The organism is Phenylobacterium sp., assembly GCF_041916435.1.
Lineage (GTDB): Bacteria > Pseudomonadota > Alphaproteobacteria > Caulobacterales > Caulobacteraceae > Phenylobacterium.
This window is the reverse complement of record NZ_JAYRZM010000006.1, coordinates 409,538-430,070: the sequence shown is the minus strand read 5'-3', so window position 1 is coordinate 430,070 and position 20,533 is coordinate 409,538. Positions and strand designations below refer to the sequence as shown.

The following is a 20,533-nucleotide window of genomic DNA, read 5'->3' as shown; positions in this document are numbered from 1 at the left end:
TCCGGCCTACCAGCAGCGGGTCCGCTCGTAGTAGTCGCCGTAGTAGGGATCCCAGTAGCGGTCGGTGCGGCAGGCGCGCGGCGGCGGGGGCGGCGGCGGACGGTAGTAGCGCGGCGGGCCGTAGCCGCCGTAGTCCTCCTCGCGATAGTAGGCGCGGTGATTGTCGCCCGATGTCAGGGCCGCCCCGAGCGCCAGGCCCAGGATGCCGCCGGCGATGGCCGCCGCCGCAGCGTCGTTGTCGTGATGGCGCCGGCCGTCGCTGTAATAATAGCGATGGTGCGGCTCGGCCGCCGCCGGCAGGGCCGTGCTCAGGCCGCCCGCGAGCGTGGCGGCGGCGAGCACACAGGTCAGCAAACGTCTCATGCGTTCTCCTCGTGCTCCGCCCCTCGAGGATGCTTATGCCACAGTCACTATGGCAGATGTTCGACGTCGTCGCCCAGGACGACCGTCCAGGGGTGTCTGCGCCGTTCGTAGACAGAAAAGGCCGGCGGCGGCGAGAAGCCGGGATCGGCGAAGGCGCCCAGCGGGATCGCCACCACCTGCGGCTGGTCGGCGAGCTGGTAGGCGACGGTGGAGCCGCACGCCGGGCAGAAGCGATGGCGCACCAGATTGCCGCTGTCGGCGCGGCGCTCGAACAGCCGGGTCTCGCCGGAGATCGTCACCCGCTCGGTGGGGAAGCGCGCCTGGGCGCCGAAGGCGCTGCCGGTGCGCTGCTGGCAGGCCAGGCAGTGACAGACCGAGACCCGCACCGGCTCGCCCTCGCACACGGCCGTCAGCCGGCCGCAGGCGCAGGCCGCCGTGCGGAGCCGCACGGCTAGAGGTCGCCCGGCGTGACGCGCCCGGCGTGGGTGGTGACGCGGCGCATGATCGCCATGGTCTCGCCCTGGGCGGCCACCGGCTTGGCCACGGTGATCACGAACCAGGCGCCGTCGGGCAGGCCGGAGAAGCTGAAGTGGTCGGCCGCGTCGCAGGTGGTGCGGCGCACGAAGGCCGAATAGTCGTCGTTGGGCGCGGACGGGGTGCGCGCGCGCACCTCGTTGGCCGGCAGGGCCGCGCGCTCGGGCGAGTTGTAGAGGATGGTCATCCGCCGACGCGTCCACAGCGTCTCCGGCGTCAGGACCACGGTCATGCCCTGACAGGTGTAGCGGACCGGCCCGGCGCGATAGGTCAGCCGGCCCTCGATGCGCGCGGAGCCGGGCACCGCCGACCATGAGAAGTCGCCGGCCCGGAACACGGTGGCCGAGGGCGGAGCCTCCCTGAACGGCGGCGGGGGCGGAGGCCCGGGCGTCTGACAGGCGGTCAGGATGGCCGCCGCGGCGACGACGGCGAAAAGGCGTGCGCTCGACATGGCTGCACTCTAGGCGCTCGGCGCCCCGCTCGCCAAGCGTGCGCGGCCGCACGAGGTTGATTCTCTTAGTCGTCGGACCTGGGCCGCCCGCGCGTGGACTTCACGCCGGACCGCCGCGCCTTGGCCTCCAGCCGGCGGGTCTTGGAGGCCAGGGTGGGGCGCGTCGGCTTGCGGCGCTTGGGAATCTCGGCGGCCTTGCGGATCAGTTCGACCAGCCGCTCGACCGCGTCCTGGCGGTTCAGCTCCTGCGAGCGGCGGTTCTGGGCGAAGAGCACGATCACCCCGTCGTTGGTCAGGCGCGCGCCGGCCAGCTTCTCCAGGCGCGCGCGCACCGGCTCGGGCAGGGACGGCGAGCGGCGCGCGTCGAAGCGCAGCTCCACGGCGGTGGAGGTCTTGTTCACATGCTGGCCGCCCGGCCCGGAGGCGCGCACGAAGGCGTAGACGAGCTCGTCCTCGTCGATGGCGATGGCGTCGGTGACCTGGATCATGATCGAGCCGGCCGGCGGGGGCGGACTATTCGGCCTGGCAGGCGGGGCAGAGGCCGCGGGCCTCCAGGGTGACGGCCCGCACCCGGTAGCCGGAGCGGGCGGCGGCTTCCATCTCGGCGGCGAAGTCGGGCTCGAACTCCTCGGCCGCGCCGCAGCACTCGCAGATCAGGAAGGCGGCGCTGTGGGTGGCCGTGTCCTCCATGCGGCAGGGGACATAGGCGTTCAGGCTCTCGATGCGGTGGGCGAAGCCCAGACGCTCCAGGAACTCCAGCGCGCGGTAGACCGTCGGCGGCTTGGCCGGCTCGCCGTCGGCGCCGTAGGCGGCGATCAGGTCGTAGGCCTTCATCGGCGCGTCGGCGCCGAGCAGCAGCTCCAGGACGCGCCGGCGCGGGGCGGTGAGCCGCTCCTGCGTGGAGTCGCAGCGGCGCTCGGCCTCGCCCAGGGCGGCGGTCAGGTCGCTTCCGGAAAGCCCAACATGTGGGCCGTCCCCGTGATGGCACTCCGTTCCCATAGGCAATTGGCTACCCGCCGCAGGATTCTTTCGCAATGGGCTTGACGTCTCGTTATGTTATTTCATAACGCCTCGGCCGCTGTTCAACCCCGAGTGCGTTCGTTTCATGTCCAAGTCATTCCTCCTCGCCTCCGCGTGCTTCGTCATGGCTGCGGCCGGTCCCGCCTTGGCCGATGAGGCGGCGGACAAGTCCTCCGACAAGACGGTCTCCGAACTGGTGGTCACCGCCGCGCCCTATGCGGTGTCGGTGGACTCGGCCACCACCAGCGTGAACATCCTCAAGCGCGAGGACCTGGACACCGGCCCGCCGGGCGGGCTGGGCGACGCGCTGGCCGGGGTGCCGGGGCTGCGCTCCACCTTCTTCGGCCCGGGCGCGAGCCGTCCGGTGATCCGCGGGATGTCCGGGCCGCGGGTGATGGTGCTGACCAACGGCGTGGGCATGATCGACGCCTCGGGCCTGTCGCCGGACCACCAGGTGGCGTCCGATCCGCAGGAGGCCGAGCGCGTGGAGGTGCTGCGCGGGCCCTCGGCCCTGGCCTACGGCGGCTCGGCCATCGGCGGCGTCGTCAACATCATCGACGACCGCATTCCCGACACCTATTCGGCCGGCGCCCACGGCCGGGCGATGGTCAGCGCCAACAGCGGCGACGACGGGCGCGAGGCCTCCGGCCAGCTCCGCGCCGGGGTGGGCGACAAGTGGATGCTGACCTTGGACGGGGTGCACCGCACCAGCGAGGACTATCGCGTGCCGGTCGATCCGATCTCCAGCCGCCTGGCGGCCGAGGAGGGCCTGCCCGCGCCGTCCAAGAGCTCCACCAAGGTGCCCAACACCTATGTGGACCTGAACACCTACGGCGGCGGCGTCTCCTATGTGGGCGACAGCGGCTGGGGCGGGGTGGCGGCCAAGCACACCGAGACCAGCTACGGCAGCGCCGCCGAGAGCGACGTGCACATCCAGCTCAAGCAGACCCGCGTGGACACCCGCGGCGGCATGGACCTCAACGCCGGCCCCTTCGAGAAGCTGAAGTTCGCCGGCGGCTGGGCCGACTACAAGCACACCGAGTTCGAGGGCCCCGATCCGGGCACCACCTTCCTGTCGCAGGGCTACGAGGCCCGCGTCGACCTGGTGCAGGCCAAGCGCGGCGGCTGGCAGGGGGGCGTGGGCTTCCAGGGCCTGCACCGCACGATCGACGCCATCGGCGAGGAGGCGCTGATCCCCAAGACGCACATCAACGAGCTGGGCGCCTTCACCCTGCAGCGGCTGGACAAGGACAGCTGGGGCGTGGAGGGCGGCGTGCGCGTCGACACCCGCAAGCTCTCCAGCTCCAAGGGCGACCGCGACTTCACCAACCTGTCGGCCTCGATCGGCGCCTTCCTGCGCCCGGCCCACGGCTGGTTCCTGGCGCTGAGCGGCTCGCGCACCAGCCGCGCCCCCGACGAGGAGGAGCTGTTCGCCGACGGGCCGCACCCGGCCACCGGCACCTACGAGGTGGGCGACGTGTCCATCGACCAGGAGACCTCCTATTCGCTGGACGCGACGGTGCACTACGACGCCGGCCCCTGGTCGGTGGACCTGCACGCCTTCGGCGTGAAGTACGACGGCTTCATCGACCTGCAGGCCACCGGCGCGGTCGACGCCGCCAGCAACCTGCCGATCTACCGGTTCGTGCAGACCAGCGCGACGTTCTACGGCTCCGAGGCCGAGGGCTCCTACGAGGTCTGGAAGGGCCAGTCGCTGACCGTGAAGCTGGAAGGCTCGGGCGACTATGTGCACGGCGACACCGACCTCGGCCCGCCCGCGCGCATCCCGCCGTGGTCGGTCACCGGCCGGGTGGTGGTGGAAGGCGAGCGCTGGGACGGCAAGCTGGAGGTGCGCCACGTGGCCAAGCAGACCCGTGTGTCCCAGTTCGAGCTGCCGACCGACGGCTACGACATGCTCAACTGCCTGGTCTCGTTCCACCCGCTCAAGGACAAGGACCTGAAGATCTTCATCGACGGCCGCAACCTGACCGACGTGGAGGCGCGCGAACACGCCTCGTTCCTCAAGGACGTGGCCCCGCTGCCCGGCCGCAGCGTCCGCGTGGGCGTGGGCTACGCGTTCTAGGAAGCGCCGGGACGCGGCGAGCCAGCCCGCGCCGACGAGGGCCGCAGATGCTCCCCCTCTGGGGGAGCTGGCCCGAAGGGCCTGAGGGGGACTTTGGCGAAATCCGCGCGCCGCGCACCGGCGTGGCTGGACAGGCTGCAAGCCTCGGGAGCTTTCGTCGACGTCAGTGTTGAGGAGTCGAAGTCCCCCTCAGTCGCCGTGCGACAGCTCCCCCAGAGGGGGAGCATCTTGAGGCCTATCGATCGTACTCGCCGCCGAACTGCGCGCGCCCTGGCTCAGGCTTCCTCGGTCGCGTCGGAGGGGGCGTCGGCGCCGCCTTCGAAGCTGCGCGGGGCGCGGCGGCGGCGGGGCTTGCGGGTGGGCGCGTCGCCTTCGCCCTCGGCGGCCGGAGCCGGCGTGGCGCGGGCCTGCAGGAAGGCCGGGGCGTGGCTCTCGCCGCCGTCGGCGTCGCGCAGCACCGGCCCGGTCGGCTCGGCCTCGCGGCTTTCAGCGACCAGCGGGGAGCCTTGCGGCTCGACCACCGCCAGCGGATCGCGGGCCTCGCCGCGGTCGGACCGCTCGGGCCGTTCGCCGCGATCACCGCGGTCGCGCCGGTCGTCGCGATCGCGCCAGCGGTCACGCCGGCCTTCGCCGCGTTGGCGGTCGTCACGCTGGCGATCATCGCGCTGGCGGTCGTCGCGTTGCCGCTCGCCGCGGTCGTCGCGATCCCGGCGGGCCTCGGTCTCGCCCTCGCCGGACTCGGCCTCGGCCGATTCGGCTTCGCCGTTCTGGCCGCCGTTCTCGTCCTCGAAGTCGATGTCGTAGCCCGAGGCGAACTGGTCGCGGCCCAGGATCTCGGAGGCCGGGCGCTGCGGCTGGATCGCGCGCACCAGGCGGAAATAGTGTTCGGCGTGCTGCAGATAGTTCTCGGCCAGGATCCGGTCGCCGGACGAGGCCGCGTCGCGCGCTAGCTGCTGATACTTCTCGAAGACATGCTGGGCGTTGCCCCGCACCTTCACACCGTCCGGTCCATTGGACTCGAACGCGCGGTTGGCGTTCTGTTGCGGCTTGCCGCCGCCGCCGCGATTGCGCCCGCGCTGGCGCTTCATACCCTTGAAATCTCTCATCCTGCGGTGACCGTCCTGAGGTCCGCGCCCGGGCAGGACCAAATGCGTCCGCCTCTAGGCTGCTAAACGAGCGCGGGTGAAACGACCCGCGACTCCGAAGTCGAAAACGAAATGTTCCCCGTCGTCCGCCCTGGGCTTTGAGGCGCGCGTCTCGCCGTTCTCACGATCGGTCACGCCTGCCGGAGCGGCGCTGCATCCGAGGATGCTTGAACCCTAACGCCGGCGATTTGGGTGGAGACGCCTTTTGATGTAGCGATTCAGGCGCTTCTTTCCAAGGGTCTTTTTTCGCCCGTGACAACGCGGTCGCGGCCGGACAGGTCCGGCAGGGTGCGGATCGCCGCCGCGCCCGCCGCCTGGAACAGCGCTTCGACCTGCGTCTTCTGGTCGTAGCCGATCTCCACGGCGAAGCGGCCGCCGGGCTTCAGCACCCGCAGAATCTCCGGGGCGAGGATGCGGTAGGCGTCCAGGCCGTCCGGGCCGCCGTCCAGCGCCAGGCGCGGCTCGTAGTCGCGCACCTCCGGCTCCAGGCCGGCGATCACCTCGCTGGCGATGTAGGGCGGATTGGAGACGACCAGGTCGAAGCTTTCGCCGTCCAGGCCCGCCGTCCAGTCGCCGCGCAGCAGGGCGCAGCGCGGCTCCAGGCCGAGGTTGGCGGCGTTCTCGCGGGCCACGGCCAGGGCCTCCTCGGAGACGTCGACGCCCAGGCCCCTGGCCGCCGGCCGCTCGGCCAGGATCGCCAGGATCAGGGCGCCGGAGCCGACGCCGAGGTCCAGGATCGAGAAGCGCTCGTACTCGCCGTAGGACTTCAGGGCGAAGTCGACGACGGCCTCGCTGTCCGGGCGCGGGGTGAGCACGTCGGGGGTGACGCGCAGCATCACCTTCCAGAAGCCCTTGCGCCCCAGGATGTGGCTGACCGGCTCGCGCCGCTCGCGCCGCTGCAGGAAGCCGTCGAGCCGCGCCTCCTGGTCGGCGGTGAGGGGGCGGTGCGGATCGGTGACGATGTCGGCGCGGGTGGCGTCGCAGGCGGCTTCCACCAGCAGGCGCGCGTCGATCACCGGCCCGTCGAGACCGGCCGCCTCCAGCCGCTTCCTGGCCGCGCTCCAGGCCTGGACCAGGGTCAGGCTCATGCGGCGGCGTCCCGCGGCTGGGTGGCCGCATCGCCCGGCGCGACCTGGCCGTCGTGGGTGACGTGCACGTAGATCCCGCAGTTCATGTGGCCGTAGTTGTCGAACAGCGCCTTGACGATCTCCATGTCGCGCTCAGCCGTGGCCGGGTCCACGTGGGTGGCCGCGCAACGGACGATGGGCTTGAACACCTTGGCCCTGGCCCAGCCGAGCATCAGCTCGCGCCCCTCCCAATCGTTCTCGGCCCAGGCGGGCCAGCCGTCGACGTAGAGGTTGGCGCGGAAGCGCAGGGGATCGACCGGCCGGCCGATCCTGGCCTCCAGGTCGCGCACGCTGGCCAGGTTGACGATGGAGACGTGGCCCAGGGGATGGTCGGTGAAGCGGTGGGCGCCGGGGGCGGCGATCACCTTCAGGGGGCCGCGGGCGGCCTCGCCCAGGAGCCCGGTCAGCCAGGCGGCGAAGGCCTCGCGCCCGGCCTCCTCGGTGAGGCGGGCCGAGATCGGCGGCCGTCCGTCGGCGGCGGCGTGCAGCACGCCGGAGGCTTCGTCATAGGCGGTGCGGGCCCTGGCCACCTCGGCGATCTGGGCGAGCACCGTGAACTTCTGCTTGGGCACGAAGGCGGGGGCGGCGGGATCGAAGCCGCTGGGGCCGTTCTCCACCGCATAGAGCCGGTCGCAGGGGAAGACCTGGCCGGCCTTGAGCTCGGCGGCGTCCAGCCGTTCGGGCGTGAAGCCTTTCACGGGATGGCGGTAGAGGGCGGCGATGTGACCGGTCATGGGCTTTCGTTGCCCCATGGCGCGCGCCAGGGCAAGCGCGCCGGGCCTCAGCGGAACTCGTCTTCCAGGGCGGCCAGGCGGGCGGCCTGGTCCTCGGCGATCAGCGGCTCGATGACGTCGTCCAGCGCCTCGCCCTCGATGATCTTGGGCAGGTTGTAGAGCGTCAGGTTGATGCGGTGGTCGGTGACCCGGCCCTGCGGGAAGTTGTAGGTGCGGATGCGCTCGGAGCGGTCGCCCGAGCCGACCTGGCTCTTGCGGCTCTCGGCGCGGGCGGTGTCGAGCGCCTCGCGCTTCTGTTCGTAGAGGCGGGCCTTCAGGACCTTCATGGCCCGCGCGCGGTTCTGGTGCTGCGACTTCTCCGAGGAGGTCACCACGATGCCGGTGGGGATGTGGGTGATGCGCACGGCCGAGTCGGTCTTGTTGACGTGCTGGCCGCCGGCGCCGGAGGAACGATAGGTGTCGATGCGCAGGTCCGCATCGTTGATCTCGATCTCCACGTCCTCGGGCTCGGGCAGCACGGCCACGGTGGCGGCCGAGGTGTGGATGCGCCCGCCGGCCTCGGTCTCGGGCACGCGCTGGACCCGGTGGACGCCGCTCTCGAACTTCAGCCGGCCGAACACGCCCTCGCCGGTGATCGAGGCGATGATTTCCTTGTAGCCGCCGACCTCGCCCTCGGAGACGGAATCGATCTCCACCTTCCAGCCGTGGTTCTGGGCGTAGCGCTGGTACATGCGGAAGAGGTCGCCGGCGAACAGGGCGGCCTCGTCGCCGCCGGTGCCGGCGCGCACTTCCAGGATGGCCGAGGCGTTCTCGTCGCGGTCCTTGGGGGCGAGCAAGAGGGCGACCTCGTGCTCCAGTTCCGGCAGGCGCTCGTCCAGCGCGTCCAGCTCGTCGCGGGCCAGGGCCGCCATCTCGGCGTCGGCGGCCTTGGCCATCTCCTCCAGCTCCGGGCGCTCGGCGCGGGCGCGCTCCAGGGTGGTGACCGCATCGGCGACGGGCTTGAGCTCGGCGTGCTCCTTGGACAGGCGCACGATCTCGCCGCCGTCCGTGGCCGCGCCCATGCGCGCCTCGATCTCGCGGAAGCGGTCGAGCACCTGGTCCAGTCTGGCCTGGGGAAGTCGCACGGAAGAATCTGGCTCGCCGGAAGTTTCGCGGGCGCTTCCTTTAGCGCCCCGGCGCGGCGGCGCCAAACGTCCGGGCGGAAATGAAAGGGCCCTCGTCCCGCGCGGGAGAGGGCCCTGAACCTGACCGGCGTCGAAGCCGCAGGTGAAGCGTCAGGCGCGAACGCCGCTCAGCGAGGCGTTGCCGAAGGCGCCGAGCTTGACGTTGCCGCTCATGGAGTCGCCGGCGACGGTGGCGCTGAACTCCAGCGTCATCGGCATCGGCGAGGTGATGGCCGTGCTCCAGGTCAGGGTGTCGCCGCTGACCTTGCCCTCGACCGATTGCTCGCCCATCTGGCCCTTGGTGGTGCCGGTGAAGGTGTCCCCGCTGGTGGTGATCGAAGCGTCCACCGTCTGGGGCCCCATGGGCGTGTTGATGGTGATCTTCCAGTTGCCGTCCGCGGACATGGCGTTCTCCCTGTTGGAAGCGGGCACCTAATCAACTGCCGCTGGCGGGCGCAAGTGGTGACGCGGGCGTCAAGTTGATAAAATGGCGTGCATAGCGCCAATTCTTTCCGCGCCGTGGCCGGCCGGTCGCGCCAGGCGCGGCGGGTCAATCGCCGTCGTGGTCGTCGGCGTCGCCGAAGCTGAAGCCGGCGGCGCGCAGGCGCATCACCGTGTTGACGAAGCGCGTATGGAATTCGTTGGCGCTGGCGATCATCTCGGGCCGGACGAACACGCCGGAGGGCACGGTCAGGCCGGCGGGGGTGCGCTCGACCTCGCCGCTGGCGATCAGCCCGTCCAGGTAGGCGTCGAAGATGGCCGCCGGCACGCCCACGGTCTTGCGCAGCGCCTCCTCCGACACCGGCCGGCGCTGGCTGTCGGGCGGGATGTCGCGCAACTGGGCGAAGCGCTCCGGCGAGGTCAGGTGGCCGCTGTTGGCCGTCCAGATCGCCGTGAAGATGAAGAACCGCAGGATGTCGCCGCCGAAGGGCTCGGCCATGGCCGAGATGATGCGCACCACCTCGTCGCTGACGATGCGGACGGTCAGGCGGCGGATGTCGGCCGCGGACTGGGGGGATGGGGTGGTCATACTGGTCTATGCGCAGGCTTCGCCCTCGGGCGGGGCACTACACGTCAAACGCAATTAAGGACGGGTTAGGTCCAGGTGCGACGGATCGGCCTACTCGGCCGCCTCCAGCGAGGCGGCCTTGGCGCGCTCGAGCTCGGCGGCCTTGGCCTCGACCAACTCGACGATGTGGTCGACCATCCCGTCGTTGTCCATCTTGTGGTCGGGCTTGCCGGCCAGATAGACCATGCCCGCGCCCTTGCCGCCGCCGGTGAAGCCCACGTCGGTCATCAGCGCCTCGCCAGGCCCGTTCACCACGCAGCCGATGATCGACAGGCTCATGGGGGTGGAGATGTGCGCCAGGCGCTGCTCCAGGGTCTCGACGGTCTTGATCACGTTGAAGCCCTGCCGGGCGCAGGACGGGCAGGCGATGATGTTCACGCCCCGGTGGCGCAAGCCCAGCGACTTCAGGATGTCGAAGCCGGCCTTGACCTCCTCCACCGGATCGGCGGCCAGCGACACGCGGATGGTGTCGCCGATGCCGGCCCAGAGCAGCGAGCCCAGGCCGATGGAGGACTTGATGGTGCCCGAGCGCAGGGCGCCGGCCTCGGTGACGCCCAGGTGCAGCGGGCAGTCCACGGCCTCGGCCAGCATCTGATAGGCGGCGACCGTCATGAAGACGTCGGAGGCCTTCACGCTGATCTTGAACTCGTGGAAGTCGTGATCCTGCAGGATGCGGGCGTGGTTGAGCGCGCTCTCGACCATCGCCTGTGGGCAGGGCTCGCCGTAGCGCTCCAGGAGCTCGCGCTCCAGGGAGCCGGCGTTGACGCCGATGCGCATGGAGCAGCCGTGGTCGCGGGCCGCCTGGATCACTTCGCGCACCCGCGCGGGCGAGCCGATGTTGCCCGGATTGATGCGCAGGCAGGCCGCGCCGGCCTCCGCCGCCTCGATCCCGCGGCGGTAGTGGAAGTGGATGTCGGCCACCAGCGGCACGCGCGCGGCCTTGGCGATCTGCTTGAAGGCGGCGGTGGAGTCCTCGTCGGGACAGGAGACGCGGACGATGTCGGCGCCGGCGTCCTCCAGGGCGCGGACCTGGTCGATAGTGGCCGCCGCGTCGGCGGTGACCGTGTTGGTCATCGACTGGACGGTGATCGGCGCGTCGCCGCCTACCTCGACGGAGCCGACGCGGATCTTGCGCGAGGGGCGGCGCTCGATGGCGCGCCAGGGGCGGACGTGGGCGGGATCTTGGCTGGACATGCGCCGCAGAAAATAAGGCCTCCGCGCGGTTTTCCCAACCGCTGATCGCCGGCCTCAGTCGGCCAGCTTGCTCAGCGCGGTCTTGGCGTCGGGCAGCAGGCCCTTGGTCTGGCCGGCGACGAACACGTGGATGGCGTGCGGGTCGGAGACCTCGGCCACCAGGCCGTCCAGCATGGGGGCGCGATAGGCCTCGCCGGCGGCGAGCTGGCGGGCGAAATAGACCGAGCCGTCGGCGCCGCGCACGATCAGCGAGGTCGACTTCAGCGCCTGCAGCGTGACGAGCGACTTGTCGGCGTCCACGCCGTAGACCGCGCCGGCGGGCGAGAAGGTCGCTGGCAGGGGCGCGGCCGGAACCGGCGGAGCGGCGGCTTCCTTGGCGCGCTGGGCGGCGGCGGCCAGGGCGGCGTCGGCGGAACCGCCCGCGGCGGCCGCGGCGGCGAGCCCCGGGGTTTCGTAGGGCGGCGGGGTGGTGGACTCCACGGGCGCCGGGAGCGGCGCGCCGAGGGTGACGGGGCCGGAGGCGGTGACCACCGGGGCGGCCGTCTCCGGCGCGGCGGACGGCGGCGGAGCCTCTTCGTTGATCGCCCGCTGGGCGATGTTCCAGAGCACGATGGCGCCGATGATCAGGGCCGCGCCCACGGCGATGGCCGCCAGCCGCGGATCGCCCGCCGGGGTCACGCCCACCGGCGCGCGCAGCCCGTCCTCGGGCGCGGGGGTTTCGGCGCGGAAACGCTCGACGGCGGCGTCGCCGTCCAGGCCCAGGGCCTTGGCGTAGGCGCGGATGTAGCCGATCGTGAAGGGGCGCGAGGGCAGCCGTTCCAGCCGCATCTGCTCGATCGCCTCGAGGTAGGCGGCGCGGATCCGGGTGGTTTCGGCCAGGCCGCTCAAGGTCAAGCCGCGGAATTCGCGCGCCGCCTTCAGGGCTGAACCGATGTCGGGGCCTGACTGAACCGTAGGGACGAAGGTTTCGGGAAGACCGGAGGGCGATTCTCCGTCCACGCGAAAATCAAGCTGCGACAGTCCGCCAGTATCCAGCGGCATGGGTGTTTCTCGCCCCCGACCTAAGGCTGCGATCATATCTCGCGCCCAGCGAATCCTACGCTTAGCGGACATACGTTAACAGCCTGTTGTGCGTAACATTCAAGCATCCGGCAGGCAATGCGTTAATCGGTCACGTGCCGAAATACGGCGATTACATGGCGAGATACAGTTTTCGGGCCAGGGTCTCGATCTCGTTCCGCACCGAGCCGGCGCCCCCCTTGAGCAGGGCCTGCACGCCGCGACGGGCGGCCTCGCGGTCGCAGGACAGCACCATCTGCTTGACCGGACCGATGCCCGCCGGAGGCATCGAGAGCCGGTCGAACCCAAGCGCTACAAGGGCGAAGGCTTCCAGCGGCCGGCCGGCCATCTCGCCGCACACGGACACCGGCGTGCCGGTGTCGGCGCAGGCCCTCTGGATCATCTCGAGCGCCCGCAGAGCCGGCGGCGAGAGCAGGTCATAGCGATCGGATACTCTTGGATTGCCGCGATCAGCGGCGAACAAATACTGCATAAGGTCGTTGGTGCCGACCGAGACGAAGTCGGTCATGGGCAGGAGCGCGTCCAGGTGCCAGATCAGCGCCGGCGCCTCGATCATCGCGCCCACGTCCAGCCGCGAGGGGGCCGGGCGGCCGCGCCGAAGCGCCCAGGCCACCTCGGTGTCCACCAGGGCGCGGGCGGCGCGGAACTCGTCGACGCTGGCCACCAGGGGGAACATCACCCGCAGCGCCCGGCCGCGCGCCGCCGCGATCAGGGCGCGAAGCTGCAGGCGCAGCAGGGCCGGCCGGTCCAGCCCCATGCGGATCGCCCGCCAGCCCAGGGCGGGATTGTCCTCGCGCTCGGCCTCCAGGTAGGGCAGCACCTTGTCGCCGCCCAGGTCCAGGGTGCGGAAGGTCACCGGCATGTCGCCGGCCGCGTCGAGCACCCGGCCGTAGAGGGCGGCCTGCGAATTGAAGCGCGGCAGCTCCTCGGCCACCATGAACTGGAACTCGGTGCGGAAGAGGCCGATGCCCTCGGCGCCCGTCTCCACCAGGATGTCCAGGTCCACGTCCAGGCCCGCGTTCATCAAGAGGGTGATCTTGGCGCCGTCGCGGGTGAAGGCGGGGGTGTCGCGCAGCTTGGCGAACTCGGCCCGGCGCTGGGAGCGCACCTCCATGCGGTTCTTGATGGCCGTCACCACGTCGAGCCTGGGCCGCAGGTAGGCCTCGCCGGTCTCGGCGTCGACGATCACCGGGTCGCCCTCGGACACCCGGTCGCGCAGGCCCGGCAGGCGGCCGACGCAGGGGATGTCCAGCGCCCGCGCCACGATGGTGGCGTGGCTGGCGGCCGAGCCTTCTTCCAGGAGCAGGCCCGCCAGCTTGGTGCGGTCGTATTCCAGAAGGTCGGCGGGCCCCAGGTTGCGGGCGATCAGGATGGCGTTGTCGGGCAGCTCGCGGGCGATGTGGCCGTCGCCGGCCAGGTGGCGCAGCAGCCGGTCGTTGAGGTCCTCCAGGTCGTGCAGCCGTTCCTTGAGGTAGGGGTCGCGCGCCTGGCCCAGCCGCGCGCGATGTTCCGAGCGCACGCGCTCCACGGCCGCCTCGGCGGTCAGGCCGTTGCGCACGGCGTCTTCCAGCGACCGGTTCCAGCCCCGGTCGTGGGCGAACATGCGGTAGCTTTCCAGCACCTCGTAGGAGGCGTCCACCAGCCCGTGCTGGCCCTCGAGCATGTCGTCGATCTGCGCCTGCAGGGCGGCGACCGCCGTCTTCAGCCGTTCCTCCTCGGCCGCCACGTCGTCGGACAGCAGCTGGGAGGGCGCCACCGGCGGCTCGTGCAGCACGGCCGTTCCCAGGGCCAGGCCGTCGGCGAAGCGCGAGCCCTTCAGCCGCTCGGGCCGGTGCGGGGCGATCTCGACGCCCTTGAGCTCGTCCTCGGTGATCAGCTCGCCGCCGGCCACCATCTCGGCCAGGACCATGGCGATGATCTGCAGGTCCTCGACCTCGTCCTCGGTGTAGACCCGCTCGGTGCGGTTCTGGACGACCAGGACGCCGATGGTCCGGCCCCCGCGCAGCAGCGGCACGCCCAGGAAGGCGTGGTAGGGGTCTTCGCCCGTCTCCGGACGATAGGAGAAGGCCGGGTGGTTCGGCGCGTCCGACAGGTTCAGCGGCCGGCCCAGGCGCATGATCTCGCCGACCAGGCCCTCGCCGGGCTTGAGCTGGGTGACGTGGACCGCGCCTTCGGCCAGGCCTTCGGTGGCGAACAGCTCCATCTCGCCGGCCGCCCGGCGCAGGTAGAGCGAGCACACTTCAGCCACCATGGAGCGCGCGATGATCCGCACGACCATGTCCAGGCGCGTCTGCGCAGGCCCTCCGCCGGCCAGGGCCTCGCGGATCTGCTTGAGCAGACTGCGCTGGCCGCGAATGGCGACGCCCGGAATGGCCATACGCCGCAACCTCCTGTCCCTGTTAGTCCCCTAGCAGCTTTGGACGTCGGAACGGAGACCGAAATACGGCGTCGGCCCTCGACGATCCGTCCACGCCGTAATGGCTTGTGGACGGCCGCCGGCTCCCGTCCGGTCCGTTCGGCTTGCGCCCGCCGCCGCGCGGCTCACATACTCATTCGATTATAACCATAACAACGTTCGGGGAGAGACATGGGACGGGGCTGGCGGCTCTTCGTGCTCGGCTGGGCGCTGGTCCTGGGCGGCTCGCTCCTGGCGCACGCGATCCAGACCTCGGGCGGGGTCAGGGTGTCCGACGTGCGCTTTCCGGGCCAGGCGGGCCTGACCATGAGCGGCCTGCTCTACGTGCCGCCGGGGGCGAGCGCCGAGCGCCCGGCGCCGGCGGTGTTGGCCAGCCACGGCTACATCAACAGCCGCGAGATGCAGTCGCCCTTCGCCATCGAGCTGTCGCGGCGCGGCTTCGTCGTGCTGGCCATGGACATGACCGGCCACGGCTATTCGCAGGGCGCGACGGGCGAGCAGGACTACGGCGGGCCGGCGGCGCTGCGCTACCTGAGAAGCCTGCCGTTCGTGGACAAGGACCAGATCGGGCTGGAGGGCCACAGCATGGGCGGCTCGCCGGTGATGGCCGCGGCCACGGAGCTGCCCGACGGCTATCGCGCGGTGGTGCTGGAGGGCTCCACGCCGGGCCTGCTGGGCGCCAAGGGGACGGCCACGCCGACCTTCCCGAAGAACTTCGCCCTGGTGTTCGGCCGCTACGATGAGTTCGCCCCCTTGATGTGGCAGGTCCCGACGGGGGCGGACGTTCCGGCCTCGCCCCGGCTGGCGGCCATCTTCGGCGCGCCGGCGCCGCTGCAGCCGGGCAAGGTCTACGGCTCGGTCGCCGAAGGCACGGCGCGGGTGGTCTACATCCCGCCGGTGACGCACCCGTGGGAGCACTTCTCCGAGCCGGGGGTGGGCCACGCCGTGGACTGGTTCCAGACCACCCTCAAGGGCGAGGCCTCGCCGCGCGATCCGGCCGAGCAGATCTGGATCTGGAAGGAGGTCGGCACGCTGATCGCGTTCGGCGGGTGCACGGTGCTGATCCTGGGCGCTTTCCAACTGGCGCTGCGGCTGCCGGCCTTCGCCTCGCTGGAGCGTCCGGGCCAGGCGGTGCGCGAGCGGCGGGGCGGCGGCTGGTGGCTGGCCTTCTTGCTGACCGCCGCGATCCCGGCGGCCACCTACCTGCCGCTGATGAGCCTGGGCCAGGCCGTCCTGCCCTCGCGGCTGCTGCCGCAGTGGGTGACCAACCAGCTCCTGGTCTGGGCGCTCGCCAACGCCGTGATCACCCTGGGGCTGGGCCTGGCGCTGCGGCCCGGCCGGGCGCGCTTCGAGACCCAGTGGCTGAAGTCGGCGCTGGCCGCGCTGATCAGCGTCGGCGCGGGCTACCTGGCCCTGGTGGCCGCCGACGCCCTCTTCAAGGTGGACTTCCGCTTCTGGGTGCTGGGACTGAAGCCGCTGGACGGCCGCCACGCGCTCCACGCCCTGGTCTACCTGCCCTTCTGGACGGCCTTCTTCCTGGCGGCGATGCGCGCGCTGACGCTGAATCTGCCGGTCAAGGGCGAGGGCGAGATCGTCCAGTTGGGCTGGGCCAAGTTCGCCATGAGTTCGGGCTTCATCGTGCTGCTGGCGATCGAGTACGGCAGCCTGTTCGCCACCGGCCGGCTGGCGACGCCGGCCGACGCGCTCAACGTGATCATCGCCATCCAGTTCGTGCCGCTGCTGGCGGTGGTGGGGGCGTTCGGCCTGTTCACCTGGCGGCGCACCAACAGCTACGCGCCCGGCGCCTTCATGAGCGCGCTGTTCATCACCTGGTACATCGTGGCCGGCACGGCGTTCCACTGGTCGCCGCACTTCCGCTTCCCGCCCGCGCCGCCGCCCGCCGCGGCCGCGCAGCGCTGAGCCGGATCTAGATCGCGCGCATCAGGCCCTGGAGCTGCTTCAGGGCGGCCGGATCGCGGGAAAGCTCCGCCATGGTCCCCGGTTCGGCCAGCATCCGCTTGGCCTCGGTCCTGGCGCGGGAGGCCGCGCCGCCGGGCGGCGCCGTCTCGCCGGCGGCCATGCGCAGCAGCGCGCCCAGGCGCTGGGGCAGGGGCGCCTGGGCGCGCACGAGCTGGCGCACCACGCCCTTGGCGTCCTCGTACTTGTCGGCGACCAGGCTGATGCGCTCCAGAAGGCTCTCCACCCGGCCGGCGTCGTTACGCGAGCGCGCCAGCGTGCGGTGGAGCTGGGCGAGCTGGGCGAGCTTGGCCATCGGCGTGCCCGGGCCCGAGACCAGCTCGGTGTCGAACCGGGGCGAGGTGATGGTGGCCTCCAGCCAGCGGGCGGCCTGGGCCCGGTTGGCGCCGCCGGCCAGGTTGTCCATCAGCCGCGCCAGGCCGAAGGCCTCGTCCATCGCCGGGCGCTCGGCGCCCAGGTAGGCGTCCATGAAGTCCTGGCTGACCATCAGCCGCGAGCGCTCGATCAGGGCGTCGCGCACTTCCTCGGCGGGCAGGATGCGGCGGTCGGCGGCGCTGAGCACGAAGCCCAGGGCGCGGGTCAGCCGAATCTCGCCGGCCGGATCGGCCGGGCGCAGGCGTCGCGGCGCCATCAGGTCCTGCAAGAGCCGGCGGCTCAGGGTGTGGCGCACGTCGTCGAAGCCGAACAGCGCCAGGCGCTCGGCGATGCGCTGGGCGGTCTCGCCGAGCGGCGGGATCAGGGCGGCGGCTTCCGGGTCGGCCTGGGCCACCGCCTCGGCCGCGTCGGGGGCGACCAGCCGCACGGTCGCGGCGATCTGGCCGCCCAGGTCCAGGTCCGCGCCCAGCAGCTCGGCGCAGGCGGCCTTGGAGGCCAGGATCTCGCCGAGCGGCTGGGTGAGCACCTCGGCGGCCAGCGCCCGGGCGGGATCCGTGTCGGGGGCGGCGTCGACCAGGTCGAGCAGCAGGTTGGCCTTGTCCGACCAGGTTTCCCCGGCGCCGATGAAATCGGCCACGCCGCCGGCCAGGCGGTAGGCGGCCCTCGGGGTTCCCGCCAGCTCGCGGCAGACGCCGGCGAAGGACGCCGGGGCGACCGCCACGAAGACGCCGGCGGCGCGGTCGGCGCGCAGGGCGGCGACGGCCTGGTCGAACAGGCCCTGCAGGGCGCGCACCACCTGGTGCACGCTGGCGCCGCGGCCGAGCGAGCGGGCCACGGCGACCTTCTGGATCGCGTGCTGCGTCTCGGTGCTGGCCAGTTGCAGGCGCTCGGCCAGGTCCAGCCGGTGCAGGAGCTCGAAGGGCGTGAGCTTGTTGCGGCCCAGCCAGCCCTCCAGCAGGCGGGCGAGCTGCAGCCGCGAGCGCAACTGGTAGAAGTCGGCGGCCTGGCGGCAGCTTATCGCGTCGCTGTCGCTGCCGCCGGAGCCGATGCGGCGGAATTTGCCGTCGTCCTGGTCGCCCAGGCGCAGCAGCACCTTGCCGGTGAAGATGCCCGTCTCGGGATCGAGAGTCTCGCGCAGGACCCGCACGCCCACGAACTCGCCCGTGGCGAACATGTCCTCACCTTCGGCGAGGGCGCGCTCCTCGTCGAAGAACGTGAGCTCCACGTTCATGCCCCCGCCGGGGCGCCGGGCCAGGACTTCGTAATGGAGGTTGGACAAGCACGGCCCCCAGACATCTCGGTCCAGACGACCCTAAAGGATTTAAGTCCAGCTTTACGGGAGAAGGGGCCCAGCGCGACGGTCGGTCGCGCTTTCGCGACGCTGGATTGAGTCAGTCTCGATCGGGCGCGCCAAGCGGGAAGAGCGGGCGGTGCGGACGGGCCTCGTCGATGCAGCGGGCGAAGGAGGGCCGCGCGTTCAGACGCTGGCGATAGGCGCGCAGCGAGGCGAACCGCGGATCGATCGGATGCGACCAGTCGGCGTAGAACAGGGCCGGCGCGGCGGCGCAGTCGGCCAGGGAGAAGGCCTCGCCCACGGCCCAGGTCCGCCCGGCCAGGCGCTGGTCGAGCCAGGCGTAGATGGTCTCCAACTGCTCGCGGGCCCGGGTCACGCCGAACGGGTCGCGCACGTCGTCCGCCGGGCGCAGGACGTCCTCCACCAGCTTCTGCTGGACGTTCATGACGTAGTTGTCGAACACGCGGTCCATGAAGCGGACCTCCAGCGCCGCCTCGGGGGCGTCGGGGATGAGCCTCACCGGGCCGGGGTGGAAGGCCTGCAGGTGCTCGACGATCACGCTGGCCTCGATGACCGGCGTCGCGCCGTCGACCAGCACCGGGAACTTCACCAGCGGCCACATCGCCGCCAGTTCGCCGAAGGCGTCGGCATGGTCGGCGTCCAGCATGCGGAACTCGAAGGGCGTGGCGTTCTCGTAGAGGGCGATCAGCGCCTTCTGGCAGTAGGACGAGAACGGGTGGGCGTAGAGGGAAAGCGGCATGGCGGGGCTCAGTCCTGGAGGGAGGCGGCGAGGGCGTCGACCAGTTGCAGCGTGCCCTCCTCGCGCAGGGACGGATTGTCGAAGCCGTCCAGGAAGGCGCCCTGCTCGGTCATGACGAACCGCGTGCCGCCGCCGCTGGGCTTCAGCTCGATGGTGGCGATCGACACGGAGATGCGCACGCCGCCCAGGTGCATCTCGTAGGCGTAGATGATCCGCTCGTTCTCGATGATCTCGTAGTAGAGCGCGTCGAACCGGTGGAGCGGGCCGCCGGGCGGGCCGCCGGCGCTGACCTCCCGGCCGCCGACGCGGAAGTCCAGCGACCGCTCGGTCTCGTCCCAATCGTCCGGGCCCCCGAACCACATGGCTTTCGCCTGCGGATCGGCGAACGCCTTGAAGACCCGCGCCGGCTTGGCCGGGAAGGTCCGCTCGATGGTGAACATGGCGTGGGTGACGGTGCGCTCGGTCATGGGATCGGCTCTCAGGAGGGATCGGTGTCGTTCTCGGTGTCGGCCAGGTAGCGGCCCAGGCGGTCGAGGCGGCGCTCCCAGCCGGCCCGGCGCTCGGCGACCCACCGCTCGACGCTGGTCAGGGCCGCCGGCTCGATGCGGCAGGTGCGCACCCGGCCGACCTTCTCGGAGTGGACCAGGCCGCTCGCCTCCAGCACCGACAGGTGCTGCATCACCGCGGGCAGGGACATGGACAGCGGCGCGGCCAGCTCGCTGACCGAGGCCGGCCCCCGGCTCAGACGTTCGACCACCGCGCGGCGGGTCGGGTCGGCCAGGGCCTGGAACAACAGGTCGAGGGAGGGCTGTTGGTTAGGCATGCGCTTAAGTATCCGCCTTGGCGGGGATAGTCAAGCTATTGCTTAAGTATCATGATGCTGTCGGAATCCGGTCGGCTCATGCGTCCTAGGATCGCCATGCACGCCGCTTAAGGAGGAGACGCCGTGAAACCCCTGTTCGCCGCCTGCGCCCTGGTCGCGCTCGCCGCCTGTTCGCCGAAGGCCGAAAAGACCGCCGCCGCCCCGCCCGAGGCGGCCCAGCCTCAGCCGCCGAAAAGCGACGCGCCGGCCGGGACCTATGCGCTGGACAAGGCGCACGGCAGCATCGTGTTCCGGGTGAACCACCTGGGCCTTTCCAACTACACCGCCCGCTTCACCCGGTTCGACGCGGAGCTGAAGTTCGATCCGGCCGATCCGGCCGCCTCCAGCGTGACGGCGACCATCGATCCGGCCTCGATCCAGACCGACTATCCGTTCAAGGACGTGGACTTCGACGCCCAGCTTTCCGGCAAGGACTGGCTGAACGCCGCCCAGTTCCCGCAGATGACCTTCAAGTCGACCTCGGTGACGATGACCGGCCCCGCCACGGCGGACGTGACCGGCGACTTCAGCCTGCACGGGGTGACCAGGCCGGTGACGCTGAAGGCGACGTTCAACGGCGGCTACGCCGGCAACGGCATGGACCCGGCCGGCTCGCGCATCGGGTTTTCCGCGGACGGCGTGCTCAACCGCTCGGAGTTCGGCATGGGCTACGGCGTGCCGCCCAAGGGCTCGACCTTCGGCGTCGGCGATCCGGTGAGCTTCCACATCGAGGCCGAGTTCACCCGGCCGATCCCCAAGGCCGCCGGCGACTCCAATTCAAAGGATTGAGCGCGGCCTGATCGCAAGACCGGCGTCCGCTATCGCGGACCGCGCTCCAGGGGAATCTCGCGCGCCCTGTCGGAGGCGGGCATAGTCGCCCGTCCTT

21 protein-coding genes are annotated in these 20,533 nt (G+C 71.3%); 3 read left to right on the top strand and 18 right to left on the bottom strand.

Annotated features, from left to right (window positions below; translation table 11 throughout):
- Positions 1 to 6: 6 nt before the first annotated feature.
- The 5 genes from ACE3TA_RS18970 to ACE3TA_RS18950 form a co-directional block, all read right to left on the bottom strand.
- Complete coding sequence (locus tag ACE3TA_RS18970; RefSeq protein WP_374575893.1) at positions 7 to 363, bottom strand: hypothetical protein; 357 nt, start codon at positions 361 to 363, stop codon at positions 7 to 9.
- Positions 364 to 410: 47 nt separating this feature from the next.
- Complete coding sequence (locus tag ACE3TA_RS18965; RefSeq protein ID WP_374575892.1) at positions 411 to 812, bottom strand: GFA family protein; 402 nt, start codon at positions 810 to 812, stop codon at positions 411 to 413.
- Between the two features lie 2 nt (positions 813 to 814).
- Positions 815 to 1,348 (bottom strand): hypothetical protein, encoded by a 534-nt coding sequence (locus ACE3TA_RS18960; RefSeq protein WP_374575891.1) that lies wholly within the window; start codon positions 1,346 to 1,348, stop codon positions 815 to 817.
- 65 nt (positions 1,349 to 1,413) lie between these two features.
- Positions 1,414 to 1,836: an alternative ribosome rescue aminoacyl-tRNA hydrolase ArfB gene (arfB, locus tag ACE3TA_RS18955; protein ID WP_374575890.1), complete on the bottom strand. Its 423-nt coding sequence runs from the start codon at positions 1,834 to 1,836 to the stop codon at positions 1,414 to 1,416.
- 25 nt (positions 1,837 to 1,861) lie between these two features.
- Positions 1,862 to 2,347 carry a Fur family transcriptional regulator gene (locus ACE3TA_RS18950; RefSeq protein WP_374575889.1) on the bottom strand — a complete coding sequence of 162 codons (486 nt, stop codon included), beginning with the start codon at positions 2,345 to 2,347 and terminating at the stop codon, positions 1,862 to 1,864.
- Between the two features lie 106 nt (positions 2,348 to 2,453).
- Between ACE3TA_RS18950 and ACE3TA_RS18945 the strand changes: the two genes are divergently transcribed.
- Positions 2,454 to 4,451: a TonB-dependent receptor gene (locus ACE3TA_RS18945; protein ID WP_374575888.1), complete on the top strand. Its 1,998-nt coding sequence runs from the start codon at positions 2,454 to 2,456 to the stop codon at positions 4,449 to 4,451.
- A gap of 275 nt (positions 4,452 to 4,726) precedes the next feature.
- On the opposite strand, the gene ACE3TA_RS18940 is transcribed toward ACE3TA_RS18945, so the two are convergent.
- The 9 genes from ACE3TA_RS18940 to ptsP all read right to left on the bottom strand — a co-directional run bounded on the left by ACE3TA_RS18940 (position 4,727) and on the right by ptsP (position 14,340).
- Positions 4,727 to 5,557 carry a DUF4167 domain-containing protein gene (locus ACE3TA_RS18940; RefSeq protein ID WP_374575887.1) on the bottom strand — a complete coding sequence of 277 codons (831 nt, stop codon included), beginning with the start codon at positions 5,555 to 5,557 and terminating at the stop codon, positions 4,727 to 4,729.
- A 257-nt stretch (positions 5,558 to 5,814) separates the two neighbouring features.
- Complete coding sequence (gene prmC / locus ACE3TA_RS18935) at positions 5,815 to 6,684, bottom strand: peptide chain release factor N(5)-glutamine methyltransferase (protein WP_374575886.1); 870 nt, start codon at positions 6,682 to 6,684, stop codon at positions 5,815 to 5,817.
- The gene (locus ACE3TA_RS18930; protein ID WP_374575885.1) at positions 6,681 to 7,457 is read right to left on the bottom strand and encodes an MOSC domain-containing protein; all 777 of its coding nucleotides are present in this window, start codon (positions 7,455 to 7,457) and stop codon (positions 6,681 to 6,683) included. Before ACE3TA_RS18930 ends, prmC begins: the two co-directional genes overlap by 4 nt.
- 47 nt (positions 7,458 to 7,504) lie before the next feature.
- A complete protein-coding gene (gene prfA, locus ACE3TA_RS18925; protein WP_374575884.1) occupies positions 7,505 to 8,581 on the bottom strand; it encodes a peptide chain release factor 1 in 1,077 nt (358 codons plus the stop codon).
- 150 nt (positions 8,582 to 8,731) lie between these two features.
- Entirely contained in the window at positions 8,732 to 9,025 is a 294-nt protein-coding gene (locus ACE3TA_RS18920; RefSeq protein ID WP_374575883.1) for a hypothetical protein, read from the bottom strand.
- A 145-nt stretch (positions 9,026 to 9,170) separates the two neighbouring features.
- Positions 9,171 to 9,650: a hypothetical protein gene (locus tag ACE3TA_RS18915; protein ID WP_374575882.1), complete on the bottom strand. Its 480-nt coding sequence runs from the start codon at positions 9,648 to 9,650 to the stop codon at positions 9,171 to 9,173.
- A 90-nt stretch (positions 9,651 to 9,740) separates the two neighbouring features.
- Complete coding sequence (gene ispG / locus ACE3TA_RS18910) at positions 9,741 to 10,883, bottom strand: flavodoxin-dependent (E)-4-hydroxy-3-methylbut-2-enyl-diphosphate synthase (RefSeq protein ID WP_374575881.1); 1,143 nt, start codon at positions 10,881 to 10,883, stop codon at positions 9,741 to 9,743.
- Positions 10,884 to 10,937: 54 nt separating this feature from the next.
- Positions 10,938 to 11,924 carry a helix-turn-helix domain-containing protein gene (locus ACE3TA_RS18905; RefSeq protein ID WP_374575880.1) on the bottom strand — a complete coding sequence of 329 codons (987 nt, stop codon included), beginning with the start codon at positions 11,922 to 11,924 and terminating at the stop codon, positions 10,938 to 10,940.
- Between the two features lie 151 nt (positions 11,925 to 12,075).
- Positions 12,076 to 14,340 carry a phosphoenolpyruvate--protein phosphotransferase gene (gene ptsP / locus ACE3TA_RS18900; protein ID WP_374575879.1) on the bottom strand — a complete coding sequence of 755 codons (2,265 nt, stop codon included), beginning with the start codon at positions 14,338 to 14,340 and terminating at the stop codon, positions 12,076 to 12,078.
- Between the two features lie 210 nt (positions 14,341 to 14,550).
- On the opposite strand from ptsP, the gene ACE3TA_RS18895 reads away from it, so the two are divergent.
- A complete protein-coding gene (locus ACE3TA_RS18895; protein ID WP_374575877.1) occupies positions 14,551 to 16,299 on the top strand; it encodes an alpha/beta hydrolase in 1,749 nt (582 codons plus the stop codon).
- A gap of 7 nt (positions 16,300 to 16,306) precedes the next feature.
- Here ACE3TA_RS18895 and ACE3TA_RS18890 read toward each other — a convergent pair whose 3' ends face one another.
- The 4 genes from ACE3TA_RS18890 to ACE3TA_RS18875 form a co-directional block, all read right to left on the bottom strand.
- The gene (locus ACE3TA_RS18890) at positions 16,307 to 18,010 is read right to left on the bottom strand and encodes a hypothetical protein (RefSeq protein ID WP_374575876.1); all 1,704 of its coding nucleotides are present in this window, start codon (positions 18,008 to 18,010) and stop codon (positions 16,307 to 16,309) included.
- Positions 18,011 to 18,122: 112 nt separating this feature from the next.
- Positions 18,123 to 18,785, bottom strand: a complete 663-nt coding sequence (locus tag ACE3TA_RS18885; protein ID WP_374575875.1) for a glutathione S-transferase family protein — start codon at positions 18,783 to 18,785, stop codon at positions 18,123 to 18,125.
- Positions 18,786 to 18,793: 8 nt separating this feature from the next.
- Positions 18,794 to 19,252: an SRPBCC family protein gene (locus ACE3TA_RS18880; protein ID WP_374575874.1), complete on the bottom strand. Its 459-nt coding sequence runs from the start codon at positions 19,250 to 19,252 to the stop codon at positions 18,794 to 18,796.
- Positions 19,253 to 19,263: 11 nt separating this feature from the next.
- Complete coding sequence (locus ACE3TA_RS18875) at positions 19,264 to 19,608, bottom strand: ArsR/SmtB family transcription factor (RefSeq protein ID WP_374575873.1); 345 nt, start codon at positions 19,606 to 19,608, stop codon at positions 19,264 to 19,266.
- Positions 19,609 to 19,731: 123 nt separating this feature from the next.
- Between ACE3TA_RS18875 and ACE3TA_RS18870 the strand changes: the two genes are divergently transcribed.
- Positions 19,732 to 20,436 (top strand): YceI family protein, encoded by a 705-nt coding sequence (locus tag ACE3TA_RS18870; protein ID WP_374575872.1) that lies wholly within the window; start codon positions 19,732 to 19,734, stop codon positions 20,434 to 20,436.
- The last annotated feature ends 97 nt before the right edge of the window (positions 20,437 to 20,533 follow it).